Source organism: Micromonospora sp. NPDC049366 (genome assembly GCF_044466625.1).
Lineage (GTDB): Bacteria > Actinomycetota > Actinomycetes > Mycobacteriales > Micromonosporaceae > Micromonospora.
In genome coordinates this window covers 15,328-37,465 of sequence record NZ_JBITMV010000001.1, presented here as the reverse complement: position 1 = coordinate 37,465, position 22,138 = coordinate 15,328, and the positions used below count along the sequence as shown (strand labels likewise).

Annotated in this window: 25 protein-coding genes and 1 tRNA gene; 11 read left to right on the top strand and 15 right to left on the bottom strand. The window is 72.6% G+C overall.

What is annotated here, in order from left to right; genetic code table 11:
• Positions 1–5 precede the first annotated feature (5 nt).
• Positions 6–1,289, top strand: a complete 1,284-nt coding sequence (locus ACIBTV_RS00195) for an MFS transporter (protein WP_396700796.1) — start codon at positions 6–8, stop codon at positions 1,287–1,289.
• 22 nt (positions 1,290–1,311) lie between these two features.
• On the opposite strand, the gene ACIBTV_RS00190 is transcribed toward ACIBTV_RS00195, so the two are convergent.
• Positions 1,312–1,605, bottom strand: coding sequence for an SDR family oxidoreductase (locus ACIBTV_RS00190; protein WP_396700794.1), 294 nt, complete (start codon positions 1,603–1,605; stop codon positions 1,312–1,314).
• 154 nt (positions 1,606–1,759) lie between these two features.
• Complete coding sequence (locus ACIBTV_RS00185; RefSeq protein WP_396701995.1) at positions 1,760–2,008, bottom strand: DUF1272 domain-containing protein; 249 nt, start codon at positions 2,006–2,008, stop codon at positions 1,760–1,762.
• 161 nt (positions 2,009–2,169) lie between these two features.
• On the opposite strand from ACIBTV_RS00185, the gene ACIBTV_RS00180 reads away from it, so the two are divergent.
• Positions 2,170–2,784: a TetR/AcrR family transcriptional regulator gene (locus ACIBTV_RS00180; RefSeq protein WP_396700792.1), complete on the top strand. Its 615-nt coding sequence runs from the start codon at positions 2,170–2,172 to the stop codon at positions 2,782–2,784.
• Positions 2,785–2,978: 194 nt separating this feature from the next.
• Here the strand turns inward: ACIBTV_RS00180 and ACIBTV_RS00175 are convergent.
• Positions 2,979–3,065 (bottom strand) — tRNA-Ser (locus ACIBTV_RS00175).
• A gap of 75 nt (positions 3,066–3,140) precedes the next feature.
• On the opposite strand from ACIBTV_RS00175, the gene deoD reads away from it, so the two are divergent.
• The 3 genes from deoD (at position 3,141) to ACIBTV_RS00160 (ending at position 5,063) form a co-directional block, all read left to right on the top strand.
• Positions 3,141–3,848 carry a purine-nucleoside phosphorylase gene (gene deoD / locus ACIBTV_RS00170; protein WP_396700790.1) on the top strand — a complete coding sequence of 236 codons (708 nt, stop codon included), beginning with the start codon at positions 3,141–3,143 and terminating at the stop codon, positions 3,846–3,848.
• A gap of 124 nt (positions 3,849–3,972) precedes the next feature.
• Positions 3,973–4,611 (top strand): TetR/AcrR family transcriptional regulator, encoded by a 639-nt coding sequence (locus tag ACIBTV_RS00165; protein ID WP_396700788.1) that lies wholly within the window; start codon positions 3,973–3,975, stop codon positions 4,609–4,611.
• Positions 4,608–5,063, top strand: a complete 456-nt coding sequence (locus ACIBTV_RS00160) for an acyl-CoA thioesterase (protein WP_396700786.1) — start codon at positions 4,608–4,610, stop codon at positions 5,061–5,063. Before ACIBTV_RS00165 ends, ACIBTV_RS00160 begins: the two co-directional genes overlap by 4 nt.
• Before the next feature lie 61 nt (positions 5,064–5,124).
• Here the strand turns inward: ACIBTV_RS00160 and ACIBTV_RS00155 are convergent, their stop codons facing one another.
• Genes ACIBTV_RS00155 through ACIBTV_RS00140 form a run of 4 tightly spaced genes read right to left on the bottom strand, consistent with a single transcriptional unit; the run spans position 5,125 to position 8,619 of the window.
• Positions 5,125–6,321, bottom strand: a complete 1,197-nt coding sequence (locus ACIBTV_RS00155; protein ID WP_396700785.1) for an ABC transporter permease — start codon at positions 6,319–6,321, stop codon at positions 5,125–5,127.
• Positions 6,321–7,022 carry an ABC transporter ATP-binding protein gene (locus ACIBTV_RS00150; protein WP_396700783.1) on the bottom strand — a complete coding sequence of 234 codons (702 nt, stop codon included), beginning with the start codon at positions 7,020–7,022 and terminating at the stop codon, positions 6,321–6,323. The genes ACIBTV_RS00155 and ACIBTV_RS00150 overlap by 1 nt, the downstream gene beginning before the upstream one ends.
• Positions 7,019–8,101 (bottom strand): peptidoglycan-binding protein, encoded by a 1,083-nt coding sequence (locus ACIBTV_RS00145; RefSeq protein WP_396700781.1) that lies wholly within the window; start codon positions 8,099–8,101, stop codon positions 7,019–7,021. The genes ACIBTV_RS00150 and ACIBTV_RS00145 overlap by 4 nt, the downstream gene beginning before the upstream one ends.
• Positions 8,098–8,619: a hypothetical protein gene (locus tag ACIBTV_RS00140; protein ID WP_396700779.1), complete on the bottom strand. Its 522-nt coding sequence runs from the start codon at positions 8,617–8,619 to the stop codon at positions 8,098–8,100. The genes ACIBTV_RS00145 and ACIBTV_RS00140 overlap by 4 nt, the downstream gene beginning before the upstream one ends.
• 125 nt (positions 8,620–8,744) lie before the next feature.
• On the opposite strand from ACIBTV_RS00140, the gene ACIBTV_RS00135 reads away from it, so the two are divergent.
• Positions 8,745–9,401: a response regulator transcription factor gene (locus ACIBTV_RS00135; protein ID WP_396700777.1), complete on the top strand. Its 657-nt coding sequence runs from the start codon at positions 8,745–8,747 to the stop codon at positions 9,399–9,401.
• On the top strand, positions 9,398–10,561 hold the full coding sequence (locus tag ACIBTV_RS00130) for a sensor histidine kinase (RefSeq protein ID WP_396700775.1): 1,164 nt from the start codon (positions 9,398–9,400) through the stop codon (positions 10,559–10,561). The genes ACIBTV_RS00135 and ACIBTV_RS00130 overlap by 4 nt, the downstream gene beginning before the upstream one ends.
• Positions 10,562–10,602: 41 nt before the next feature.
• Here the strand turns inward: ACIBTV_RS00130 and ACIBTV_RS00125 are convergent, their stop codons facing one another.
• The 4 genes from ACIBTV_RS00125 to ACIBTV_RS00110 all read right to left on the bottom strand — a co-directional run bounded on the left by ACIBTV_RS00125 (position 10,603) and on the right by ACIBTV_RS00110 (position 12,670).
• Positions 10,603–11,136, bottom strand: coding sequence for a nucleoside deaminase (locus ACIBTV_RS00125; protein ID WP_396701993.1), 534 nt, complete (start codon positions 11,134–11,136; stop codon positions 10,603–10,605).
• Positions 11,137–11,320: 184 nt separating this feature from the next.
• Positions 11,321–11,848 (bottom strand): tRNA adenosine deaminase-associated protein, encoded by a 528-nt coding sequence (locus ACIBTV_RS00120; protein ID WP_396700773.1) that lies wholly within the window; start codon positions 11,846–11,848, stop codon positions 11,321–11,323.
• 125 nt (positions 11,849–11,973) lie between these two features.
• Positions 11,974–12,141: a hypothetical protein gene (locus tag ACIBTV_RS00115; RefSeq protein ID WP_172836484.1), complete on the bottom strand. Its 168-nt coding sequence runs from the start codon at positions 12,139–12,141 to the stop codon at positions 11,974–11,976.
• A gap of 142 nt (positions 12,142–12,283) precedes the next feature.
• Positions 12,284–12,670: a hypothetical protein gene (locus ACIBTV_RS00110; RefSeq protein ID WP_396701991.1), complete on the bottom strand. Its 387-nt coding sequence runs from the start codon at positions 12,668–12,670 to the stop codon at positions 12,284–12,286.
• 68 nt (positions 12,671–12,738) lie between these two features.
• Between ACIBTV_RS00110 and ACIBTV_RS00105 the strand changes: the two genes are divergently transcribed.
• Positions 12,739–13,476: a M23 family metallopeptidase gene (locus tag ACIBTV_RS00105; RefSeq protein ID WP_396700771.1), complete on the top strand. Its 738-nt coding sequence runs from the start codon at positions 12,739–12,741 to the stop codon at positions 13,474–13,476.
• A 29-nt stretch (positions 13,477–13,505) separates the two neighbouring features.
• Positions 13,506–14,576, top strand: a complete 1,071-nt coding sequence (locus ACIBTV_RS00100; RefSeq protein WP_396700769.1) for a PHP domain-containing protein — start codon at positions 13,506–13,508, stop codon at positions 14,574–14,576.
• A gap of 10 nt (positions 14,577–14,586) precedes the next feature.
• Here ACIBTV_RS00100 and ACIBTV_RS00095 read toward each other — a convergent pair whose 3' ends face one another.
• The gene (locus ACIBTV_RS00095; RefSeq protein WP_396700767.1) at positions 14,587–15,567 is read right to left on the bottom strand and encodes a DMT family transporter; all 981 of its coding nucleotides are present in this window, start codon (positions 15,565–15,567) and stop codon (positions 14,587–14,589) included.
• Positions 15,568–15,735: 168 nt separating this feature from the next.
• On the opposite strand from ACIBTV_RS00095, the gene ACIBTV_RS00090 reads away from it, so the two are divergent.
• The gene (locus tag ACIBTV_RS00090) at positions 15,736–17,406 is read left to right on the top strand and encodes a DUF885 domain-containing protein (RefSeq protein WP_396700766.1); all 1,671 of its coding nucleotides are present in this window, start codon (positions 15,736–15,738) and stop codon (positions 17,404–17,406) included.
• Between the two features lie 134 nt (positions 17,407–17,540).
• On the opposite strand, the gene ACIBTV_RS00085 is transcribed toward ACIBTV_RS00090, so the two are convergent.
• Both ACIBTV_RS00085 and ACIBTV_RS00080 read right to left on the bottom strand, forming a co-directional pair.
• On the bottom strand, positions 17,541–18,941 hold the full coding sequence (locus tag ACIBTV_RS00085; protein ID WP_396700764.1) for a DUF6114 domain-containing protein: 1,401 nt from the start codon (positions 18,939–18,941) through the stop codon (positions 17,541–17,543).
• Between the two features lie 78 nt (positions 18,942–19,019).
• Positions 19,020–19,589, bottom strand: coding sequence for a DUF6230 family protein (locus ACIBTV_RS00080; protein ID WP_396701989.1), 570 nt, complete (start codon positions 19,587–19,589; stop codon positions 19,020–19,022).
• Between the two features lie 445 nt (positions 19,590–20,034).
• On the opposite strand from ACIBTV_RS00080, the gene ACIBTV_RS00075 reads away from it, so the two are divergent.
• Positions 20,035–20,778, top strand: a complete 744-nt coding sequence (locus ACIBTV_RS00075) for a class I SAM-dependent methyltransferase (RefSeq protein WP_396700763.1) — start codon at positions 20,035–20,037, stop codon at positions 20,776–20,778.
• Positions 20,779–20,847: 69 nt separating this feature from the next.
• Here ACIBTV_RS00075 and ACIBTV_RS00070 read toward each other — a convergent pair whose 3' ends face one another.
• Entirely contained in the window at positions 20,848–22,002 is a 1,155-nt protein-coding gene (locus tag ACIBTV_RS00070; RefSeq protein ID WP_396700762.1) for a DUF3068 domain-containing protein, read from the bottom strand.
• Between the last annotated feature and the right edge of the window lie 136 nt (positions 22,003–22,138).

The window sequence follows — 22,138 nt, the reverse complement described above, 5'->3', positions numbered from 1 at the left end:
GGGTCGTGAGTCCACGCTCCGCGCCTGCTGATGCTCCGTTGTGGAGGGACCGCAACTTCGGCACCTACTGGCTCGCGCAGTCGCTCTCCGCGCTCGGCGACTCGTTCGCGTACCTCGTGCTGCCGCTGCTCGTGCTCCACGCGACCGGCTCGGTCGCGCAGATGGGGCTGCTCACCGCCGTGGCCGGCACCGCGTCCGTCGGCGCCGGCGTGTTCGGCGGCGTCCTCGTCGACCGGTACGACCGCCGCACGCTGATGATCATCGCGGATCTGGTCCGCCTGGTGCTCTACGGTCTCGTGCCGCTGGCCTGGCTCGCCGGCCCACAGGTGTGGCTGCTCTTCGTCGTCCTGCCGATCTGCGAGGCGGCCGGGATGCTGTTCCAGGTCGCCGCGGTCACCGCGGTCCGCAACCTGGTCGACCGGGACCGGATCACCGAGGCCAACGGGCGGTTGCAGGCGACGTACGCGACGGCCGCCGTCGGCGGTCCGCTGCTCGCCGGCATGGTGTCGGCCCGGTTCGGCCCCACCGCGGCGATCGCCGTCAACGCGGCCAGCTTCGCGCTGTCGGCCGCCGGCCTCTGGCTGGTACGACTACGCCGACCGGTTCCGGCCGACGAGGCCGGCGCTGCGCCGACCCGGCAGGGACCGGTGAGCGAGTTCCTCGCCGGTGCCCGGTTCCTCTGGCGTCAGCCGGTGCTCCGCTCGCTGACCGTCCTGCTCTCCGTCTTCATCTTCCTGACGTTCGGCTTCACCGACGTGCTCATCTACCACGTCAAGCACGACCTCGGCGGCTCCGACCGCACCGTCGGCACGGTGCTGGGGCTGGCTGCGCTCGGCACGATCGCCGGAGCGCTGCTGGCCGCGCCGCTGCGCCGCCGCCGAGGCTTCGGCGTGACCTGGATCGGCGCGGTCTCCCTGTCCGGCCTCGCCATCCTGGGCATCGGTGTCGCGGGAACGGTGCCGGTCGTCACGGCGCTCACCGCGGTCTACCTGTGCGGGGTCAGTATCGGCGGGATCTGCTCGATGTCGCTGCGGCAGGAGATCACACCGGATCACCTGCTCGGCCGGGTCACCTCCGCCTTCTGGAGCACGCACTACGCGCTCGGGCCGCCCGGCGCGGCCGTGCTCACCTGGGCCACCGCCCGCTACGGCGTCACCTGGGTCACCGTCGTCGCCGGCGCCGGGTGCCTCCTGGTGGCGGGTGCCGGACTGTTCACCCCGATCCGGCGGGCCGGCGCGGAGGCGACGACCCACCGGCGGGGACTCGAACCGGCGACGCAGCAGGTCTGAGCAGGCGCACGGTGAGCAACCGCTAGGCGTTCAGCTGTCGCCCGTCCACCGGGATGACCGCCCCGATGACGAACGAGGCCTCGTCGGACAGGAGGAAGGCGATCACGTTGGCGATCTCCTCGGGGCGGCCGAGCCGACCGAGCGGCAACGCCGGGGCGACGTTGGCGACCATCTCCTTCGGCTGGTTGGCAGGCGCTTCACGGCCGACGCCATCCGGGCGGCGCAGGCGATGCGCGTCGGGGGCATCAGCCCTCGCGAGCCGCGCTGACCCGGAAACGGCGGAACGCCCGGTCAGGATCTGACCGGGCGTTCTCACCGGCGGTGCGGCGGGATTTGAACCCGCGGATGAGGTGAACCCTCACACGCTTTCGAGGTCTGCGATCCGACGTTCGGCTTCAAGCGCCAGCACGCGTTCCACGCCTGCCCGGGCCGGTTCCTGCCCGCGCGACAGCGCGCCTTCGTTGAGAGGTTCACCGAGATCGCCGGTCGGCGTTTCGAGTTCGGCCCAGTAGTCGAACGACCCGGCCCGGGGTGCGCAGGGCGATAGTGGCGGCGCCGGTTGTTCGGCGTGGGCGGCGGGCCAGTTCGCCGGCGCAGTTGGGGCAGCGGGCGCTGATCTCGTCGGTGCAGCGGGGACAGTACGTGCACTCGTAGCTGCAAATGTATGCGTCGGCACCGGCGGGCAGGGGGCTGTCGCAGCGTTCACACTGCCGCTTCATCTTCAGCATGGTCGGGTCCGTCTTGTGAGCAGCTCTTCGCTGTCGTGGATCGCCCACGCCGCCAGCAGTCCCCAGGTGGCTACTGCGGCGAGGTCTCCGTTCTGTTTCGACGTCATGGTCTTATAATTTACGAGTCAGACCGTAAATGAAAGAGGACGTGCATGCCGAACGAGCGAGGCCGCCCACGGAGGCCCGAGACCGACGCGGCGATCCTGCGCGCCACGATCGACCTGCTGCGCGAGACCGGTTACGGCGGCTTGTCCATCGAAGGGGTAGCGGCTCGGGCACGCGTGACGCGCCCGACCATCTATCGGCGCTGGCCCGACAAGGTCCGGCTCGTCATCGAGGCCCTGGCCAAGGCGGTGCCCCCCGCGCCCGCCCCGGACACCGGCAACACCCGCGCCGACCTGCACCAACTGGCACGCAGCCTGGTCGACCGGCTCGTTCACACCGGCCTGGCACCAGTCGTCCTCGCCGTTCACGCCGACAGCATTGGACACGACGACCTTGCCGCCCCGCTGCGAGACCTGTACCTGCACCCCCGCCTCGAGGCGATCACCGCCGTCATCAACCGCGGCATCGCCCGCGGCGACGTGCCCCCCGACACCTCACCAGACACCGCACGCGATCTCCTCGCTGGCCCGCTCGTCTACCGATGGCTCGTCAACAGCACGCTCACGGACACCGACATCGATCAACTCGTCGACACCTCGTGGGCGGCCCTAAGCCGCGGAGCCCCAAGGGAAGCCAACTCCACAGCTCAGACACGCCGGTAGCGAAGTCCTCCGCCGAACGCCTCCGCCGACGGGCACCCTCGTCTACGGCCGGTTGCGGTCGCCGTTGCTGTGGGAGAAACCGGCAGAGGGCCAGGAAACCGCGCCTTGAACCCAACTGAGACCGGAACTGAGACCAGAAGCGGAACGCCCGGCCGATCCCTGAGGATCGACCGGGCGTTCTCGCATTTCACGAGCGGTGGCGGCGGGATTTGAACCCGCGGAGGGCGTAAACCCTCACACGCTTTCGAGGCGTGCTCCTTAGGCCACTCGGACACACCACCGCCGAGTAGGGTACAGGACCCCGGGTTGCGGCGCCGAACCGGTATCGGCGGGTGGCGCCTGGCAGGATCTTTGCCATGAGTACGCACATCGGCGCGAAGCCGGGAGAGATCGCCGAGCGGGTCCTGATGCCGGGCGACCCGCTGCGGGCGAAGTGGATCGCGGAGACCTACCTCGAGGACGCCACGTGCTACTCGACGGTCCGGGGCATGCTGGGCTTCACCGGCCGCTGGAAGGGCGTGGACGTCTCCGTCCAGGGCTCCGGGATGGGCATGCCGTCCGCCTCGATCTACGCCCACGAGCTGATCAACGAGTACGGCGTGAAGGCCCTGATCCGGGTCGGCTCCTGCGGGGCGCTCCGCGAGGACCTTCAGCTGCGGGACGTGATCGCGGCGATCGGTTCCTCGACCGACTCGAACATGAACCGGATGCGGTTCGACGGGCTGATCGACTACGCCCCGGTCGCCGACTTCGGGCTGCTGCGTACGGCCGTGGAGGTCGCGGAGCGGCAGGGCGTCACCATGCACGTCGGGCCGATCCTCGCGGCGGACGCCTTCTACACGGACCGGCCGGACCTGTACGACACGCTCGCCGACTACGGCGTGCTGGCGGTGGAGATGGAGTCGGCGGCGCTCTACACGATCGCGGCCCGGTACAAGGCGCGGGCGTTGACGGTGCTGACCGTGAGCGACCACATCAAGACCGGCGAGAAGACCACGTCCGCCGAGCGGGAGCAGACCTTCAGCCAGATGGTGGAGATCGCGCTGGACACGATCATCGCCTGACCCTCGTCGTACCGTCGCCGCCCCGGCGTCCCGCGCGGACGCCGGGGCGGCGGTGTTTTTTGCGTGATCACCGTCACCGCCTGAAACAACACGACCGATCGTGCTTTTTTAGTACGGTGTCCGCATGACCGTCGACGGACGCCTGGCCCGGGGCGAGCGCGCCCGCGCCGCCGCCCTGGACGCGGCGGTGGCGCTGGCCACCGAGGCCGGCCTGCACGGGCTCAGCCTCGCGCAGCTCGCCGACACCCTCGGCGTGAGCAAGTCCGGGCTCTTCGCGCACTGGCGTTCGAAGGAGGCGCTCCAACTCGCCGCGATCGGACGGGCCGTGGAGCAGTGGCAGGAGCGGATCGTCGCGCCGGGGCTGCGCGCGCCCCGGGGCGTACGCCGGATCCGGGCGCTGCACGACGCGCGGATCGACTTCTACGCGGCGCGCGTGCTGCCCGGCGGCTGCTTCTTCGCCAACACCCAGTTCGAGTACAACGCCCGCCCCGGCCCCGTCCGGGACCGGCTCGCCGAGGCGTACGCCGAGTGGACCGCCTTCCTCGAACGCCTCGTCCAGCAGGCCGTCGACCTGGGCGAACTCCCCGCGGACCTGGACGTTGCCCAGTTGGCGTACGAGATCGACGCGCTCGGGATGAGCGCGGCGATGCAGTCCCGGCTGCTCGACCCCGACGCCGCCTACCGGCACGCCCGGCGAGGTCTGGTCGACCGCCTCCGGGCGCTGTGCCCGGATCCGACCCTGCTACCGGAAGGCACCCGATGACCCACGCCCTCGCCGACCAGCCCGCCGTCGAGTACGGCCACGTCGAGCACGTGACGGTGCACTTCGACGACCTCGACGCGATGGGCATCCTGCACAACGCCCGGTACGCGGTCCTGCTGGAACGGGCCCTCGTGCCGTACTGGTCGGAACGGGGGTTGGCGTTCCGGGGCGTCGACACCCCGCCCGACCTGTTCCACGCGGTCCGCGAGTTCCGCATCAGCTACCGGACGCCGATCGCCTACACCGGCCCGGTCGCGGTGCACTTCTGGTTGGAGCACCTCGGCACCACCAGCGCCGAGTACGCCTTCGAGTTCCGCTCCACCGACGGCAGGACGGTGCACGCCGAGGGGCGGCGGGTGATCGTCCGCCTCGACCGGGCGACGCTGCGACCGACGCCCTGGACCGAGGCCGCCCGCGCGGTCGCGACCACGCTGCTGCGGCCCACCGCCTGACCGGCCGTGGGTGCGTTTCTTGCCGCTGGAGCAACAGGAAACGCACCACGGCAACCGGGATTCAGGCCAGCGCCTCGGTCGGCGCGAGCCGGGCGGCGCGGACGGCCGGATAGAGGCCGGCGACGCCGCCGATCAGCACGGTCGCGCCGAGGCCGCCGGCCATCGCCCACACCGGTACCACGGTCGGCCAGTCCCGGGACAGCGCGTAGCCGGCGGTCACCAGGATGCCGAGCAGCACCCCACCCGCGCCGCCGAGCGCGGAGAGCAACAGCGACTCGGCGAGGAACTGCACGCGCACCTGGCCGCGGGTGGCGCCCAGCGACCGTCGCAGCCCGATCTCGGCCCGCCGTTCCAGCACCGAGATGACCATCGTGTTGGCCACCCCGACGCCGCCCACCAGCAGCGCGACCGCGCCGAGTCCGAGCAGCAGCCCGGTGAACGCCTCGTCGGTGGCCGCGGCGGCGGCCAGCGCGTCGGACGGGCGGGACACCTGCACCTCGTTCGGCGCCGCCGGGTTGGCGGTCGCGCCGAGCACCGAGCGGACCGCCTCCACCGACGCCTCCCCCGACCGGGTGTAGACGGTCGTGGGGTGCCCGTCGAAGCCGAGGTACCTCTCGGCCGCCGGCCAGCCGACCAGTGCGGAGCTGTCCAGCTCCGGTGCGAGCGGGGCCGGGGCCAGGATGCCGACCACCGTGAACCACCGTCCGCCCAGGTGGACCTGCACGCGCGGCCCGGCCGCGCCGAGGCCGAGCCGCCGGGCGGCGGCGTCGCCGAGCACGACCGCCGGATACCGCTCGGTCGCCGCGTTCAGCCAGGCGCCGCTGCGGACGCTCGCGCCCACCGTGCCGGGCAGCCCCAGCTGGGCGGCCCGCGTGGCGATGCCACCGGTCTCCCCGGCGGGGATACGGTCGCTGCGGTAGACCGGCGCGTCCGGCACCTGGCCGGTCGCGGCCACCTCGGTCACCGGCCCGATCCGGGAGATCATCGCCACCGACTCCGTCGGCAGTGTCGCCCGGTCGCCGAAGAGGGTGTTTCCCGGCGCCACGGTGAGCAGGTTGGTGCCGAGCCGGTCCAGGGTGCGGTCCAGGTCGGCGCGGGACGACGACGAGATGCCGACGACCGCGATCATCGCGGCGATGCCGATCGCGATGCCCAGCGCCGACAGGAACGCGCGCAGTGGCCGGGTGCGTAGCCCCACCCCGCCGACGCGGACCACGTCGCCCGGCGCGAGCCGGGCCGGGACCAGCCGCCCGGTCATCACCGCACCCCCTCGGCGTCGCCCGAACCGGCTCGGTCGGCCACCACCCGGCCGTCGCGCATCCGCACCTGGCGGGGCAGCCCGTCGGCTATCTCCCGGTCGTGGGTGATCACGACGACGGTGGTGCCGCTCGCGTGCAGGTCGCGCAGCAGCGCCAGCACCCCCGCGCCGGCCGCCGAGTCGAGGTTCCCGGTGGGCTCGTCGGCGAGCAGCACCGCCGGCTCCCCCACCACCGCCCGGGCCACCGCGACACGCTGCCGCTCCCCGCCGGACAGTTCGTGCGGCCGGTGGGTCAGCCGGTGCCCCAGCCCGACCCGGTCCAGCGCGGCCTCCGCGCGTCGCCGCCGCTCCCGACGGGGTACGCCGGCGTAGAGCAGGCCGTCCGCCACGTTGTCCAGCACCGGGGTTCCGGCGGCCAGGTGGAACTGCTGGAAGACGAAGCCGATCCGGCGGGCCCGCAGCGCGGAGAGCTGCCGGTCGGGCAGAGTCCCCACGTCGTACCCGTCGATCTGGACCCGGCCGGCGGAGGGGCGGTCCAGGGTGCCGATGAGGTGCAGCATGGTGGACTTGCCGGAGCCGGACGGCCCGACGATCGCCACCAGGTCGCCGTACCCGATCCGCAGCGAGACCTCGCGCAGGGCGGTCACCCCACCCGGATAGGTCCGGCTCACCTCCTCCAGCACCACCGCGTCGCCGGTCATGCGGGCATCCCCACCGTCGTGCCCTCGGCCAGGTCCGGGCCACTGACCTCGACCCGGCCGGCGGCGAACAGCCCGGTGGTCACCGCGACGACCCGGCTCCGGCCGCCGTCGACCACCTCGACGCCGTAGCCGCCCTCGGCGAGCGCGAGCAACGCCGCCACGGGCACGGTGAGCACGTCCGGGCGCTGCGCGGCGGTGAAGGTCACCTCGACGCTCGCCTGGTCGTACGCGCTGAGCTTCGCCGGGTCCGTCACCGACACGGTCACCTCGATCTTCGTCTCGGCCTCCGTCGACTGGCCGGCGCCGCCACCCGATCCGGGATCGATGACGGTCTGCACCGACTGGATCTTCCCCGCCACCGGGTCGCCGTCCGGCAGGCCGACCTCGACCGCGGCACCCTTCGCCGCGAGCCGCTGGTCGTCGACGTCCAGCTCGACGGTGACCAGCCGCTGGGTGCCGGTGTACGCGAGCACCGCCTGGCCGGGCTGCGCCGCGTCGCCGATCGCCGCCTGGTGGCTCTCGACCCGGACCGCGCCGTCGGCGTACGCGATCCGGCCCGGCTCGACCCGGCCGGTCTCGGGCAGTCCCAGGTCCTCCTGCCACGCGCGGACCGCGTCGGCGGTGCTGCCGGTGTACTCGTCGTCGACCGTGAACCCGGTGTGGCCGAGCGCCCGCAGGTTGCGCTCGAACTGCGCCACGTCCGGCCCCTTCACGCCCGGCTCCAGCACCCGGTACGCGGGCAGCGAGCCGTAGAGCAGCACCACCGGATCGTTGTCCACCGCGTACAACCGGCCGCCCCGCTTCACCACCGTTCCGGTGTCCGGCAGGGCGGTGACCGTGCCGGTGAGCCGGGCGGTGGCGGTGCGGGTGGCCCCGTACCCCAGTTCCCCGTCGACCGTCTCGGTGTCGGTCAACGTCTGCCGGGTGACCGTGGCCGTGGCGGGTGGGGTGGCGTCGGCGGCGGCCGTACCCCGGTCGGTGCCGCCGAAGCCCACCGCGGCGGCGACGCCGGCCACGGCCGCGACCGCGACGGCGGCGGTCAGCGCGACGGTGCGGAGCCGGACGCGCGCACCGCTCACCGGGTGGCCTCCGCGATCTTCGGCGCGTACTGCCGGCACTTCTCCATCGCCGCCTTGACCTTCGGGTCCTTGAGGTTCACCACGTCGAGGCGCAGCTGGAGGCCGCCGTCGGGCTGCGGGTCGGGGAACTCCGGCACCCCGTTCTCCCGCATGCAGGCGGCGAGCTGGCGCAGCCGCTCCACCTGCTCCGGGTCGAGCTTGAGCTTCTCCCCGCCATTGGGCAGGTGCTGGCGGCAGGCGCCCATCGCCGCCTCCACCTTCGCCGGGTCGGTCTTGCCGTCGAACCGGAACAGCCGGTCACCGCCGGGCTCCGGGTCCGGCAGGTCGACCCCGTTCTCCCGCATGCACTCGGTGAACCGGAGCCGCCGTTCGTCGTCGCTGAGCTGAGCCGCCGGGCTGGCGGACGCCGCCTTCCCGCCGCCACCCGCGGTCGCCACCGCCGGCTCCCCGGCCGACCCTCCGCAGGCGGGGAGGGTCAGGGCGAGCAGCAGCGGCAGCGCGAACAGTCCTCGTCGCATCACACGCTTCCTCTCCGCCCGGCGGGACCGCCGGGCGTCTCGGTCAGTCGACGCCACGGGGCGTATCCCGGGCGTAACCGCGCACGTTTACGGGCCGGTTATCCGGGGCGCGGCACCATTGGCGGGTGAGAGTCCTGGTGGTGGAGGACGAGACCCTCCTGGCGGAGAGCATCGCCGAGTGGCTGCGCCGGGAGGCGTTCGCCGTGGACGTCGCGTACGACGGCGACGCGGCGCTGGAACGACTCGGCGTCAACGAGTACGACGTGGTGGTGCTCGACCGGGACCTGCCGGTGGTGCACGGCGACGAGGTGTGCCGGTCGATCGTCGACGGCGGCGGGGAGACCCGGGTGCTGATGCTGACCGCCGCGGCGGCCGTACGCGAGCGCGTGGCCGGACTGGCCCTCGGCGCCGACGACTACCTCACGAAGCCGTTCGCCCTGGTCGAACTCTCCGCCCGGGTGCACGCCCTGAGCCGCCGGACGCGACGGGCGGCGCCACCCACACTGTCCCGGGCGGGCATCGTGGTCGACCCGGCCCGCCGGCAGGTGCACCGCGACGGACGCTACGTGCCGCTGTCCCGCAAGGAGTTCGCCGTGCTCGTGGAGCTGCTGCGCGCCGACGGCGCGGTGGTCTCGGCCGAGGAGTTGCTGGAGCGCGCCTGGGACGAGCACATCGACCCGTTCACCAACGTGGTGCGGGTGACCGTCATGAAGGTGCGCCGCAAGCTGGGCGAGCCGCAGGTGGTCGAGACCGTGCCGGGTGTGGGGTACCGGATCCCGTGACGCGACTCTCCCTCCGCGCCCGGCTCACGATGATCTACGGGAGCCTGTTCCTGGTGGCCGGGCTGGTCCTGCTCGGCGTCACCTACGTGCTGGTCGACCAGCGCACCGTGCAGCCGTTCGGCATCGCGCTGCGCGACGTGAAGCCGGTGCTCCCGGCCATCGACGGGAAGCTCACCGGCGACCAGGCCGAGCAGCTGCGACTGATCGTGAACAAGGCGCAGGACGACGCGCGGGACCAGACGCTCGACTCGCTGCTCACCCAGGGCGGCATCGCGCTGGGCCTGGTCTCGGTCGTGGCCATCGGGTTCGGCTGGCTGGTCGCCGGACGGGCCCTGCAACCGCTGCACCAGATCACCGGGACCGCCCGGCGGATCGCCGGCGCGGACGTCGCCGGGCGTGGCCTGCACGAACGCATCTCGCTCTCCGGCCCAGGCGACGAGGTACGCGAGCTGGCCGACACCTTCGACGAGATGCTGGAACGGCTCGACCGGTCCTTCGACGGGCAGCGGCGGTTCGTGGCGAACGCCTCGCACGAGCTGCGTACCCCGCTGGCGCTGAACCGCTCCCTGATCGAGCTGGCGGTGAGCCGGGCCGGCGCGTCGGAAGACGTACGGCGGCTGGGCGAGTCGCTGCTGGCGGTGAACGAGCGGCACGAGCGGCTGATCGACGGACTGCTCACCCTGGCCGACTCGGAGAACGAGCTGACCGCCCGCTCGCGGGTGGACCTGGCCGCCGTGGTCGATCACGTGCTCGACCAGACGGTGGCCGAGAACAGTGGCCCGGTGGTGACCCGGGAACTCGCGTCCGCGACGGTGGTGGGCGACCCGGTGCTGCTGGAACGGCTCACCACCAACCTGGTGGAGAACGCCGTGCGGCACAACGTCGGGGCGGGCGGCTGGATCGGGGTCAGCACCGAGCTGCGGGACGGTCGCGCGACGTTGGTCGTGAGCAACACCGGCCCGGTGGTGCCGAGCTACGACGTGGAGACCATCTTCGAGCCGTTCCGCCGGCTCGCCGGGGAGCGGGCCGCCGGCGGTCGCGGGTTCGGGCTGGGGCTCTCCATCGTGCGGGCGGTGGCCCGCGCGCACGGCGGCACGGTGACCGCACGGCCCCGCGAGGGCGGCGGACTGGTCGTCACCGTCGGCCTGCCACCGGCGTGAACCGGCGGCGGGGTGGCCGCGGTCCGGCGCAGCCGGGCGGGTCAGCGGAAGAAGGCGCGCAGCAGGGCGGCGCTCTCGTTCGCCAACACGCCCGGGTAGACCTCGGGCCGGTGGTTGAGCCGCCGGTCCCGCACCACGTCCCAGAGTGAGCCGACGGCGCCGGTCTTCGGCTCCCAGGCTCCGAACACCACGGTCGAGACGCGGGCCAGTACCAGGGCGCCGGCGCACATCGTGCACGGTTCGAGGGTGACCACCAGGGTGCAGCCGTCCAGCCGCCACCGGCCCAGCCGCTCGGCGGCCCGGCGCAGGGCCAGCACCTCGGCGTGCGCGGTCGGGTCGCCGGTCAGCTCCCGCTCGTTGCGCCCGATCGCCAGCTCGGTCCCGTCGGGGCCGTAGAGCACCGCGCCGACCGGGATGTCCTCGGCCGCCGAGCCGGCGCCGGCGTTAGCGGCGCCACCGACAGTCGCGGCCCGCGCCGCATCGGCGTCCGCGCCGGTCTCCGCCGGGACCGCGCCGACGGGACCCGCGCCGCTGGTGGCCGGGCCGGTCACCGCGATCTCCAGGGCGCGGCGCATCCACAGCTCGTGCCGCTGCCGGCGGCCGAGTTCGCCCGGGTCGGCCAGGCCCTCGTGGGCACCGGGACCGGCCCGGCCGATCCGGCCGGGTGTGGGCTGACCGGGCCGTACGCCCTCCAGCGCCGGGTCGGTGGCGTCGGCCGGCTCGCCGCCCAGGGGCAGCAGCGGCTCCTCGCCGGCCGACTCAGACCTCACGCAGCTCCTCGACCTCGTCGGCGCAGCCGAGCATCTGGCACACCTCGGCGGTCACGTCGGCCGGCAGCATGCCCTCCTCGGAGCAGAGGGCGAGCAGCTTCTGCGCCGAGATGCCCTGGTCGGCGAGGAGGTCCGCGTCGCCGACGGGGTCGGCCTCCGGGTCGACGGCGGGCTGTTCGCTCTCCTCGTCACCGCCGGAGGAGGGGCGCGGCTCGTCCGTGTCGTCGAGCCCGGTGACGGAGGTCTTCAGGTCACCGACCAGCAGCGCGCCGAGCCGGGACTCCTCCGCGTACGCGGAGTCGGAGCCGAAGATGCGCAGGTCCTCGCCCTCGTCGAGGCGCAGGATCACCAGGTACGTGTCGTCGGCCTCGACGAACAGCAGCGACAGGTCGGCGTCCTGGTCGACGTCGCGCAGCCGATCGGCGATCTCGTCGATGTCTGTGGCGCCCCGCAGGTTCACCTCGGCGGCCGTCCAGCCGCTCTGATCCCGCACCACGGCCGCAGCGAAGTACGACACGGTCCCCCCAATTGCCCTCGGCACAGCACGCCGACTCGTTACGCGTGCACGTTAGCCGGTCGGGTCGGCAGGCGACCGGTCAACGCCCCGAAGGGCCGGTCAATCCTGACAAAGTAGCCGGCAGGTCAGTTGGCGATCCGTCGCCGGGTCGCGATGAGCTGTCGCAGTTGCTCGCTGCGCACCCGCTGCGGCCGGTCCCGCTTGCGTACCGCCCGGGCGCCCGCCAACTCGGCGAGGAGTTGCAGGCGACGACGGCTGCGTTCCGGATCGAGCCGCGGGGTGGTCCAGGCCATAGTGCCGAGAGTGCCGAGTCACACGGCCCGCGTCAAGACGGGCTTCGCTGCGCAGCCGGACCGCCACGGGACGCAGTCGCCGAAGCGCCGCCGTCCCCGGACGCCGCCGCCATGACGCACCGCGGTCACCGCGCGATCGCGTTCACCAGAGCGGCCAGTCGCCGCTGGTCGCCCAGCGCACCGCGACCACCGCGGCGGCGATGCTCCAGCCGCCGGCGACGACGATCGCCACTCCGGTCGCCACTCCCCGGTCGCCGTGGCGGACGAGCAGCAGCGCGACCGCCCACGCGAGCAGACCCGCGATCAGTGTCCACCACGCATACGTCGCGACGTCCCTGCCGAGCAGCCCGAACAGCAGCAGCCACAGCGCGGCTACCCCCGCGCCGGCGGTGACACCCCCGCCGGTGACGGGGTGCGGTTCGCGGTAGGTGGGCCGGGTCGGTGGTCCGGCGGGAAAGAGCCCTGAGGGCGTACGCGGCGACGGGCGGAACGCGGCCCGAGGATCGTACGGCTGGGGTGGCTCACCGATCGTCACCGTCGCCTCCCTCCGCGCCGGACCAGTCTTCCCCACCGTACCGACTCTGCCAGGATGACCGGATGTGCTCGCCGACGACGGGACGCCGCGCGTACCCGGTTCTGCTGCTGCTCGCCGCGGCACTCGCCGCCGGTTGCGGTGCCCCACCGTCCGGTGAGCCGGTCGGTTGGTCGGCGCCCCCGACGACCGGCGCACCCGCCACCGCCGGCCAGCCGGCGCCCGGCACCTCCGCCCCGGCCCCGCCGATGCCGAGCGCCGCGTCGGCGACCCCGAGCCGTGCCGCCGACGTACGGCGGGTCTTCCCGGTCCGCGCCGCCAACGTGGACTACCACCCCACGCACTCCGGCTACCCGGGGACGGACATCTTCGCCGACTGCGGTGAACCCGTCGTCGCGGTGGCCGACGGCACGATTCTCGAGGTGAGCCGGGTCGACCGGTTCGACAAGCGCGGGCCGCTCGGGCCGAACAACGGGGGCCTGTCGGTGTCACTGCTCGGCGACGACGGGGTGCGCTACTACGGCTCACACCTCAGCAGGATCGCCGCGGGTGTGGATGCCGGTGTCCGCGTCCGCGTCGGGCAGAAGCTGGGCGAGGTGGGGCGCACCGGCAACGCCAACAACGTCTGCCACCTGCACTTCGGCATCTCGCCGCCGTGCACCGGCAAGGACGGCTGGTGGATCCGACGCGGCGTGGTCTGGCCGGCGCCCTACCTCGACTCGTGGCGCAAGGGCGGCAACCGGGCACCGACCACCGAGGTCAGCACCTGGCAGCGCGGACACGGCTGCCCGAAGGCTCCCTGACGACCGGCCCAGCCGCTAGGTTCGGTGGGATGAAGGCCCGGGACCCCATCGCCGACCTCCGGCGCATCGCGTTCCTGCTGGAGCGGGCGAACGAGGCGACCTACCGGGTGCGGGCGTTCCGCTCCGCCGCGAAGGCGCTCGCCGGCCTCCCCGCCGCCGAGTTGAGGGACCGGGCGGCCGCCGGGACGCTCACCGAGCTGAGCGGCGTCGGCGACGTCACCGCCCGCTGTGTGGCCGAGTCACTGGCCGGCGAGGAGCCGGTCTACCTGCGGCGGCTGGTCGCGACCGAGGGTACCGACCTGGACGCCGAGGCCACCGCGCTGCGGACGGCGTTGCGCGGCGACTGCCACACCCATTCCGACTGGTCCGACGGCGGTTCGCCGATCGAGGAGATGGCGCTCGCCGCGGTGGAGCTGGGTCACGAGTACGTGGTGCTGACCGACCATTCGCCACGACTGACGGTGGCCCGGGGGTTGACCGCCGACCGGCTGCGCCGGCAGCTCGACCACGTGGAGAAGGTCAACGCGGCGCTGCCCGAGGGGTTCCGCATCCTCACCGGCATCGAGGTGGACATCCTCGCCGACGGGTCGCTCGACCAGGACGAGGAGCTGCTGGCCCGGCTCGACGTGGTGGTCGGCTCGGTGCACAGCGGGCTGAACGACGAGCGGTCGAAGATGACCCGTCGGATGGTGGCCGCCATCGCCAACCCGCACCTGGACATCCTCGGGCACTGCACCGGCCGGATGGTGTCGTCCCGGCCCGCCGGCGTCACCGGTCCGGGCGACCGGGGGCACCGCGCGCGTACCCGGAAGGAGAGCGACTTCGACCCGGACGCGGTCTTCGCCGCGTGCGCCGAGCACGACGTCGCCGTGGAGATCAACTCGCGGCCGGAGCGGCAGGACCCGCCGAAGCGCCTGATCCGCCGCGCCCTGGAGGCGGGGTGCCGCTTCGCCATCAACACCGACGCGCACGCCCCCGGTCAGCTGGACTGGCAGCGGTTCGGCTGCGAGCGGGCCGCCCTCTGCGGCGTCCCCGCCGACCAGGTGGTCAACACCTGGCCGGCGGAGCAACTGCTGGACTGGACCCGCGCCCACGCCTGACGGGGTGAGGTCAGCGGGGGGTGGCGGGTTCGGCGGCGGGCACGGCGGGGGTGCCAACGCTGACCGGGGTGGTGCGCCGGCGACCGATCAGGCCCTGGGAGACGGCGACGCCGAGCAGCACGATGAGCGCGCCGACGGGCTGGTGCCAGTTGAGCCGCTCGCCGAGCACGACCGCGCCGATGAGCACCGCGAACACGGGGATCAGGTAGGTGACCGTGGAGGCGGTGCTCGCGCCGATGATCCGGATGTTGCGCAGGTTGATCACGAAGGCCAGGCCGGTGCCGAGCGCGCCGAGCGTGAGGACGCTGGCGACCACCCGGGGCGACAGCTCGGTCGGCAGCGGCGGTGCGCCGGCGACCAGCGGGGTGACGATCGCGAGCTGCGCGGTGGCGATCAGCAGCTGCGCGGCCGAGAGCGAGACGCCGGAGTAGGCGCTGTCCGCGACGAACCGCTTCTGGTACGGGATGGCGAGGCCGTAGCAGGCGGCGGCGCCGAAGCACATCAGCTGCCCGATGAAGTGGGCGCCACCGATGCCCTCCCAGACGCCGAGCACCACCAGCACACCGGTGAAGCCGAGCGCGAGGCCGATCGCCCGGCGGGTGGTGAGCCGCTCGGTGCGGAAGACCAGCACCGCGAGCGGCAGCACGATCAGCGGGGTGGTGGCGTTCCAGATGCCGGCGAGCATCGACTCGACCCGCTGCTCGCCGTAGCCGAAGAGGGTGAACGGGAGGGCCACGCCGAACGTGGCGACCACCGTGAGGTGCGCCCACACGCGGGGCTCGCGCGGCAGCCGGTCACGCAGCACGGCCAGCACCACGAGCAGGGTCAGCGCGCCGGCGGCGACCCGGTAGAGGGTGAGCTGGAGCGGGTGCAGCTCCTCGACCCCGACCTTGATGAACAGGAAGCTGGACCCCCAGATCGCGCCGAGGGCGATGAATGCGGGCAGCCAGCTGCGGAGCGGCGCCCTGTCAGGAGTGTTATCGCCAGTCACCCCTGACACTTTGCCGGAGGGGTACGACAAAGTCCCGGGAGATTCGGACCTGCTGGCCGTGTGGCCGGCACCACCATCCGGTCGTCGGAGGGCTCGCGCCCCGGGATGACGCCCGAGCACCGCAAACGCGGTCGACACGACGCGGGTCGGGTCACGTAGGGTCGCGTGGTGGGACGAATCGACGAACTCGCGAACCGCTACGTGGCCGAGTGGGCGCCGCTGAGCCCGACCGGTGCGACCTACGTCGGCATCGCCGGCTACGACGACCAGCTCGACGACCTGTCGCCCGAGGGTTACGAGGCCCGGGCCGACCTGACCCGCCGCACCCTGGCCGACCTCGACGTGACCGAGCCGGAGACCGAGGCGGAGCGCACCGCCCGGGAGGCCATGCAGGAGCGGCTCGGCCTCGACCTGGCCCGCTACGAGGCGGGCGAGGCGACCAGCGAGGTCAACGTCATCGCCAGTGGGCTGCACGACATCCGCATGGTCTTCGACCTGATGCCCACCGAGGGCGAGGACGCCAAGGCGAACATCGCCACCCGGCTCAACGGCTTCGCCGCCGCGCTCGAGGGCTACAAGACCACGCTGCGCGAGGCGGCCGCCGCCGGCCGGGTCAGCTCGAAGGTGCAGCTGGTCGAGGTCGCCAAGCAGTGCGACACCTGGACCGACCCGAACGGCGACAACTTCTTCCACGGCCTCGTCGAGCGGCTCGGGGCGGACGGCAGCGTCGGCGCCGAGCTGCGCCGGGGCGCGGCGGCGGCCACCGCGGCGACCGCCGAGTTCGGCCAGTTCCTCCGCACCGAGCTGGCCCCGCGGGGGCGGGACAAGCAGGCGGCCGGCCGGGAACGCTACGAGCTGGCGTCGCAGTACTTCCTCGGCGCGAAGGTCGACCTCGACGAGACGTACGCCTGGGGCTTCGCGGAGCTCGCCCGGCTCGAGGGTGAGATGCGGGCGGTGGCGGCGCGGATCGTCGGTCCGGGCGCGACCGTCGACGAGGCCGTGCAGGCGCTGGACGCCGACCCGGCGCGCACCATCCGGGGCAAGGAGGCGTTCCGCGACTGGATGCAGGCGCTCGCCGACAAGGCGATCAGCGAGCTGCACGGCACGCACTTCGACATCCCGGAGCAGGTCCGCCGCATCGAGTGCTGCCTCGCCCCGACCAGCGACGGCGCCATCTACTACACCGGCCCGAGCGAGGACTTCTCCCGACCGGGCCGGATGTGGTGGGCGGTGCCGCAGGGCATCACCGACTTCTCCACCTGGCGTGAGGTGACCACCGTCTACCACGAGGGCGTCCCCGGCCATCACCTCCAGGTCGCGCAGACCGCCGTCCGGGCCGACCTGCTCAACCGCTGGCAGCGGCTGCTCTGCTGGGTCTCCGGGCACGGCGAGGGCTGGGCGCTCTACTCGGAGCGCCTGATGGACGAGCTGGGCTACCTGGAGGACCCGGGCGACAAGCTCGGCATGCTCGACGGGCAGGCGATGCGCGCCGCCCGCGTGATCGTCGACATCGGCATGCACCTGGAGCTGGAGATCCCCCGCGACAACCCGTTCGGCTTCCACCCCGGCGAGCGCTGGACGCCCGAGCTGGGCTGGGAGTTCATGCGCGCGCACTGCCGGGTGCCCGACGAGAACCTGCGCTTCGAGCTGAACCGCTACCTGGGCTGGCCGGGGCAGGCGCCGTCGTACAAGGTGGGCGAGCGCATCTGGCTCCAGGCCCGGGACGAGGCGAAGGCGCGCAAGGGCGCCGACTTCGACCTGAAGGAGTTCCACCGGCAGGCGCTCGACCTCGGCGCGCTCGGGCTCGACCCGCTGCGCCGCGCCCTCGCCCGCCTCTGACCGACAGCGGCCGACCTCCGGGTCGGCCGGGCACCCGCGCAAGCCCCTCGCCACACGAGCGTCCTGACGGTGCGGCCGCCACATGTATGTGCCGCACCGTCAGGGTTCCCGCCGCCCGCCCGTCGCAGCGGGCGTCAGCCCAGGGTGAGGGCGAGCGCGGGGCGGGCGGTCAGCGTGTCGGTGGTGACGTACGCCAGGTCGATCACCGGGTCGCTGAAGGTGACCGGGATGGGTGAGGTGATCGGGATGCCGTCCGGGAACGGCAGGTCCGGCGTCAGCGTGATCTTGATGCCGAGCAGCCGGCCGACGAACCGGGTGGTGTAGAAGGACACGTCGCCCTGCACGGTGAGGCGGTCGGTCGCGTACCGCTGGTTGAGCCCTCGCGGGCCGTCGGCGCGCAGCAGGAAGTCGTCGGTCACCGCCTTGCGCATGCTGAACTTCAGCACCCGCAGGCTGCCGTCCTCGGTCGGCAGGTCGGTGATGCCCTCGAACCGCAGCCCGGTCATCGTCAGCGACGACCCGGTGAGCTTCGACGGCGTACGCGCGACCTTCGGCTGGCCGGGATCGGCGGCGATGCGGGGCAGCAGCTTCCCCGCCTCGACCTTCCCGGGCCGGGTCGGATCGACCGTCGGGCTCGGCGACGCGGACGGGCAGGTAGGGGTGCCGGGGCGGCGGGTCGGTGTCGCCGTGGCGATCGGGCGGGCGGGGGACGAGGAGGTCGGCGTGGCCGACGGGCTCGGGGTGGACCGGTCGCGGCCACCGCCGGTGAGCAGGTCGCCGATGCCCCGGAAGAAGTCGACGATGAGGTTGCCGCCCGACGTACGCGCCGGGGCGGGGCTCGGGGTCGCCGTCGGCGTGGCCGCCGGTGCGCTCCGGCTCGCCGACGCGGCCGGCGCCGGTGCGGTCGACCGGCTCGGACAGGGAGCTGTCGAGGATCGGGGCGACTGCGCCGGCGCGGCCAGCACGGGTCGCGGTTGGACGGCGACGAGACCGGTGGCGGCGAACCCGAGCAGCACCAGCACGACGAGAAAGCTGCGGGGGTCACCGGAGCCCGGGGCCGCCCGCTCGGGCGGGGCGGCGGCCCCGGCCGACTCCGCTCCGGCCGGCTCCGTCTCGGTAGTCGCGGGCGTGGCGGGAGCGGGTCGGGTGAGCGGGGTCCAGGCGAAGGCGAGCGCACTGCCCACCACGCCGAGCAGCAGGCCGAGGAAGAAGCCGCCGAGGTTGAGCCCGATCAGCGAGTAGACCGAGGTGACCGCCGCGACGACCGAGTAGAACAGTCGCTGCGCCGGGGTGAACCACAGCAGCAGCCCACAGGTGACCAGGATGCTCGGGATGAGCAGGGCCTGCAGGCCGGTCGCCCCGCTGGAGAAGCTCAGCCCGTTGAGCGTCATCCGGGTCGAGGCGAACATCTCGACCCCGGCCAGGGCGATGACCAGGCCACCCCAGAAGGGCCGGCTCCGCCGCCAGCGGCGGAAGCCTCGCCAGGCACGGGCCGCACCGGCCGGCTGGGTGGGCGACGGGTTCGCGGTGTTCACGTACTCCTCCTGGCGGGACGGGACGGGGAACCTGGGCCGGGTCCGCGGCGGACGACCGTCGCGGACCCGCCGCTCAGCTCAGAAGCACTCCTTGCCCTTCGCGTCGTCGCCGACGTTCACCTTCAACCGGAGCCCGGTCAGGTTGAACGTCGCCGCCGTGGTGTAGCGGGACACCTGCTGGAGGTCGGTGATGGTGACGTGGTCCGAGTTCTGGCCGAACGAGCCGGCCTGGGCGGTCGGGTTCAGGTCGGTGGCGTCTCGGCCGATCCGGATGTTGGTGAAGGTGGCGTTGCCGCCGAGGCTGTCCATCGCGATGAGGAGGTCCTTCGCGCGGGCCGGCTCCTTGCCCTGGCCGGCGTTGATCGTCAGCACGACCGGCAGCCCGGGCAGGTCGGCGCGGACGGACTGGCAGAGGTCGTACAGCTCCGCGGAGGCGATCTCGGAGAGGGCGACCGGGTGGACGGCGCCCGGCTCCCCGTCCTTGCCCTTCTCCCGGACGATGCCGCCGTACTGCTTGAAGCCGTCACCCTCCAGGCGCTCCGCGCCGATCTTGAAGGTCTGGCCGGAGACGGTGACGTCGGCCGCGATGGCGCCGCTCGACATGCCGAACAGGATGGCGCCGACGGCGGCCGTCGCGGGCAGCATCATCGCGGCGAACCGCCGCCACCGGGTACGCCCCGGGTGGTCCAGATGTTCCGTCACGGGTTCCTCCTCAGGTCGTGGTACGCCGGGGTCAGGCCCGCCGCTGTTACCGGCTGGTAACGAACGAGGATGATGGTGCACCTCCTGGGGCGCGGGTCACAACCCCCGCATTACTGCCCGGTAACTAAAAACCCACGCGATGTCGCATCGACGTCACTGAACGTGGAAGTAGCGCGATGAGCCAATCACTAGATATCGACTCAAACCGGCACCAAGAATCAGGGAGCGCGCCACCGACGGTCAGCTAGACATCGATGAGTAACGTTCCAATAACGAGCCCCGCCGGCGTCTGCTCCTTGGCCGAACGGGTCGGCGGGCGTCGCGAACCGGGGGCCGGGGGGCCACCTTCGTCCACCCCACGCGAAGACCACTCACGGTTATGCTCTGCCGCGTGGCGCTGATCGATTACTACGGCCCGCAGGGCTGGGGCAACGAGTCGCCCCCGTTACGGCAACGCCAGCATGTGGCGACCGAACTGGTCGTGAAGGCGCTCGCCGAACAGACCGCTCCGCGCCACACGGTGCTCGATGTCGGGTGTGGTGACGGCAGCTTCCTGGCCCATCTTGCCGCCATGCTGTCCGGACAGGACATTCGATGGATCGGCGTCGACTACTCGGAGCACCAGCTTGCCCGGGCAGCCGCCCTGCCGTACGAGTTCCACCGGTGCGACCTCGGTGAGGGCATCCCGTTGCCGGACGCCTCGGTCGACCTCGTCCACGCGGGTGAGGTGCTCGAGCACCTGTACGACCCGGACCGAATGCTGGAGGAGTGCGCCCGCGTGCTGCGTCCGGGCGGTCACCTCGTCCTCACCACGCCGAACCTGCAGGCCTGGTACAACCGCGCGCTCTTCCTGGCGGGCATCCAGCCGATCTTCTACGAGACGTCCACCCGATCGACCGAGGTCGGCGTGGGTCCGCTGCGCCGCCTCAAGACCGACACCATTCCCGTCGGCCACCTGCGCCTGTTCAACCGGACCGCGCTGGTCGACCTGTTACGGCGCGAGGGATTCGAGCCACTCACCCTCCGGGGTGCCGGATTCCACGGAGTGCCCTCGGCGTTGGCGTGGCTGGACGCGGCCATGTGCCGACGCCCGTCACTCGCCTCGATCCTCGTCGTACTGGCCGAGAAGCGTTAGAGACGGCGATGGGCCCGGGACACCCCGGGCCCACCGATCCTCATACTCGCAGCGGCGCGGACCGCGACGTCAGCGCGTCGCCGGGCGCTCCGCCGGAGGCCGCTGCTCCGGCAGCGACGCGGTCCGCGCATCGTCAGCGTCAGCGGGCGCCCCATCGTCCGACGGCTTCTCCGCCGCGTCGTCCGCGACGCGGTGGGCGCCGGTGTGCTCGCCGCTGCCCACGGGCTCAACGACGTCCGGCCCGGTCCCCGCGGCCGCCACCGCCGCACCCGGGCGGCGCGAACCGCGCAGCGAGAGCCAGGCGCCGCCGACGATCGCGACCAGCCCGAGCAGGCCGAGACCCAGCGGGCCCCAGAGCCGCACCATCGTGATGGCGGAGGCGTTGTCGGCCGCCCGCTTCGCGCTGTCGCTCTGAGTTTTCTCGTCGTACCGGAAGTCGGCGCCCAGCACCACCGTCCGCGGGCCGACGTCCGGCACCAACTCCTTGCGGGGCTGGTCACGCAGGTCGACGTAGGAGCCGGTGACCGGCTCGACCCAGAACGAGCGGGTGTTGCTGTACATCAGTCGCCCGGTCGTCGCCTGGGGGGCGAATCGGGACAGGAGCAACTTCAGGTTCGCCTCGGCGAGCGGCAACTGCTCCTCGGGGATCGTCTGCTCGAAGCGATAGACCTCGATACCGCGAACCTTGGTGACCTCCTTGAACTGGGCCGGAACCGCGCGGCGCAGATCCCGGTCGTAGACCGGGTAGTCCTTCTTCTCCGTGCCGAACGGGAACTTGTAGACCTGGCCCTCGTAGTTCGCCGGCTGCTCGGTCCCGTCCTTCAACCATGCTTCGTCCCACTTCGCCGCGGCGCCGCTGCGACGTTCGACGGCGAGCTCGGTGCTGTACTGGCTGATCGCCTCACCGTCGTCGAGGCGCTTGACGGTCTGGTAGACGTCCCAGACGACCGCTTCGCCCTCGAGGTCGCCGGTCATCTTCTCCTCGGTGGCCTTCGCCTGGGGGATCACCTCGACGATCGACCGCAGCCCTCCCCGCTCCACGCTCGGCACGCCCGACTTGATCTGAAGAAACTCCGCGCTGGCCGACTCGGCCACAGACGTCGACCGCTCAAGGTCGTACGGCAGCTGACTGACAGCGGGCGCTACGTACAGCGGCAGCCCCGCAGCCGCGACGACCAACAGGAAACCGAGGCCAACCAACGTGGCGCCGACGATCCTCTTCACTGACCCTCCTCAAGCGACAGGGCGAAAGGGCACCCGCTAGTCATGCATCCGAGACATCGATGTGACGAGCCACACGTCCGTGGCAAGCCGGCACGTTACTCTCCAGTCACCTTTCTCCGCGACCCCCGGGAAGTCT

Bases quoted from the DNA above. Each gene is read 5' to 3' on its own strand.
- ACIBTV_RS00185 (WP_396701995.1), bottom strand. From the start codon at position 2,008: ATGAAGCGGCAGTGTGAACGCTGCGACAGCCCCCTGCCCGCCGGTGCC.
- ACIBTV_RS00180 (WP_396700792.1), top strand. From the start codon at position 2,170: ATGCCGAACGAGCGAGGCCGCCCACGGAGGCCCGAGACCGACGCGGCG.
- deoD (WP_396700790.1), top strand. From the start codon at position 3,141: ATGAGTACGCACATCGGCGCGAAGCCGGGAGAGATCGCCGAGCGGGTC.
- ACIBTV_RS00165 (WP_396700788.1), top strand. From the start codon at position 3,973: ATGACCGTCGACGGACGCCTGGCCCGGGGCGAGCGCGCCCGCGCCGCC.
- ACIBTV_RS00160 (WP_396700786.1), top strand. From the start codon at position 4,608: ATGACCCACGCCCTCGCCGACCAGCCCGCCGTCGAGTACGGCCACGTC.
- ACIBTV_RS00155 (WP_396700785.1), bottom strand. From the start codon at position 6,321: ATGACCGGGCGGCTGGTCCCGGCCCGGCTCGCGCCGGGCGACGTGGTC.
- ACIBTV_RS00150 (WP_396700783.1), bottom strand. From the start codon at position 7,022: ATGACCGGCGACGCGGTGGTGCTGGAGGAGGTGAGCCGGACCTATCCG.
- ACIBTV_RS00140 (WP_396700779.1), bottom strand. From the start codon at position 8,619: ATGCGACGAGGACTGTTCGCGCTGCCGCTGCTGCTCGCCCTGACCCTC.
- ACIBTV_RS00125 (WP_396701993.1), bottom strand. From the start codon at position 11,136: ATGCGCCGCGCCCTGGAGATCGCGGTGACCGGCCCGGCCACCAGCGGC.
- ACIBTV_RS00115 (WP_172836484.1), bottom strand. From the start codon at position 12,141: ATGGCCTGGACCACCCCGCGGCTCGATCCGGAACGCAGCCGTCGTCGC.
- ACIBTV_RS00105 (WP_396700771.1), top strand. From the start codon at position 12,739: ATGTGCTCGCCGACGACGGGACGCCGCGCGTACCCGGTTCTGCTGCTG.
- ACIBTV_RS00100 (WP_396700769.1), top strand. From the start codon at position 13,506: ATGAAGGCCCGGGACCCCATCGCCGACCTCCGGCGCATCGCGTTCCTG.
- ACIBTV_RS00080 (WP_396701989.1), bottom strand. From the start codon at position 19,589: ATGATGCTGCCCGCGACGGCCGCCGTCGGCGCCATCCTGTTCGGCATG.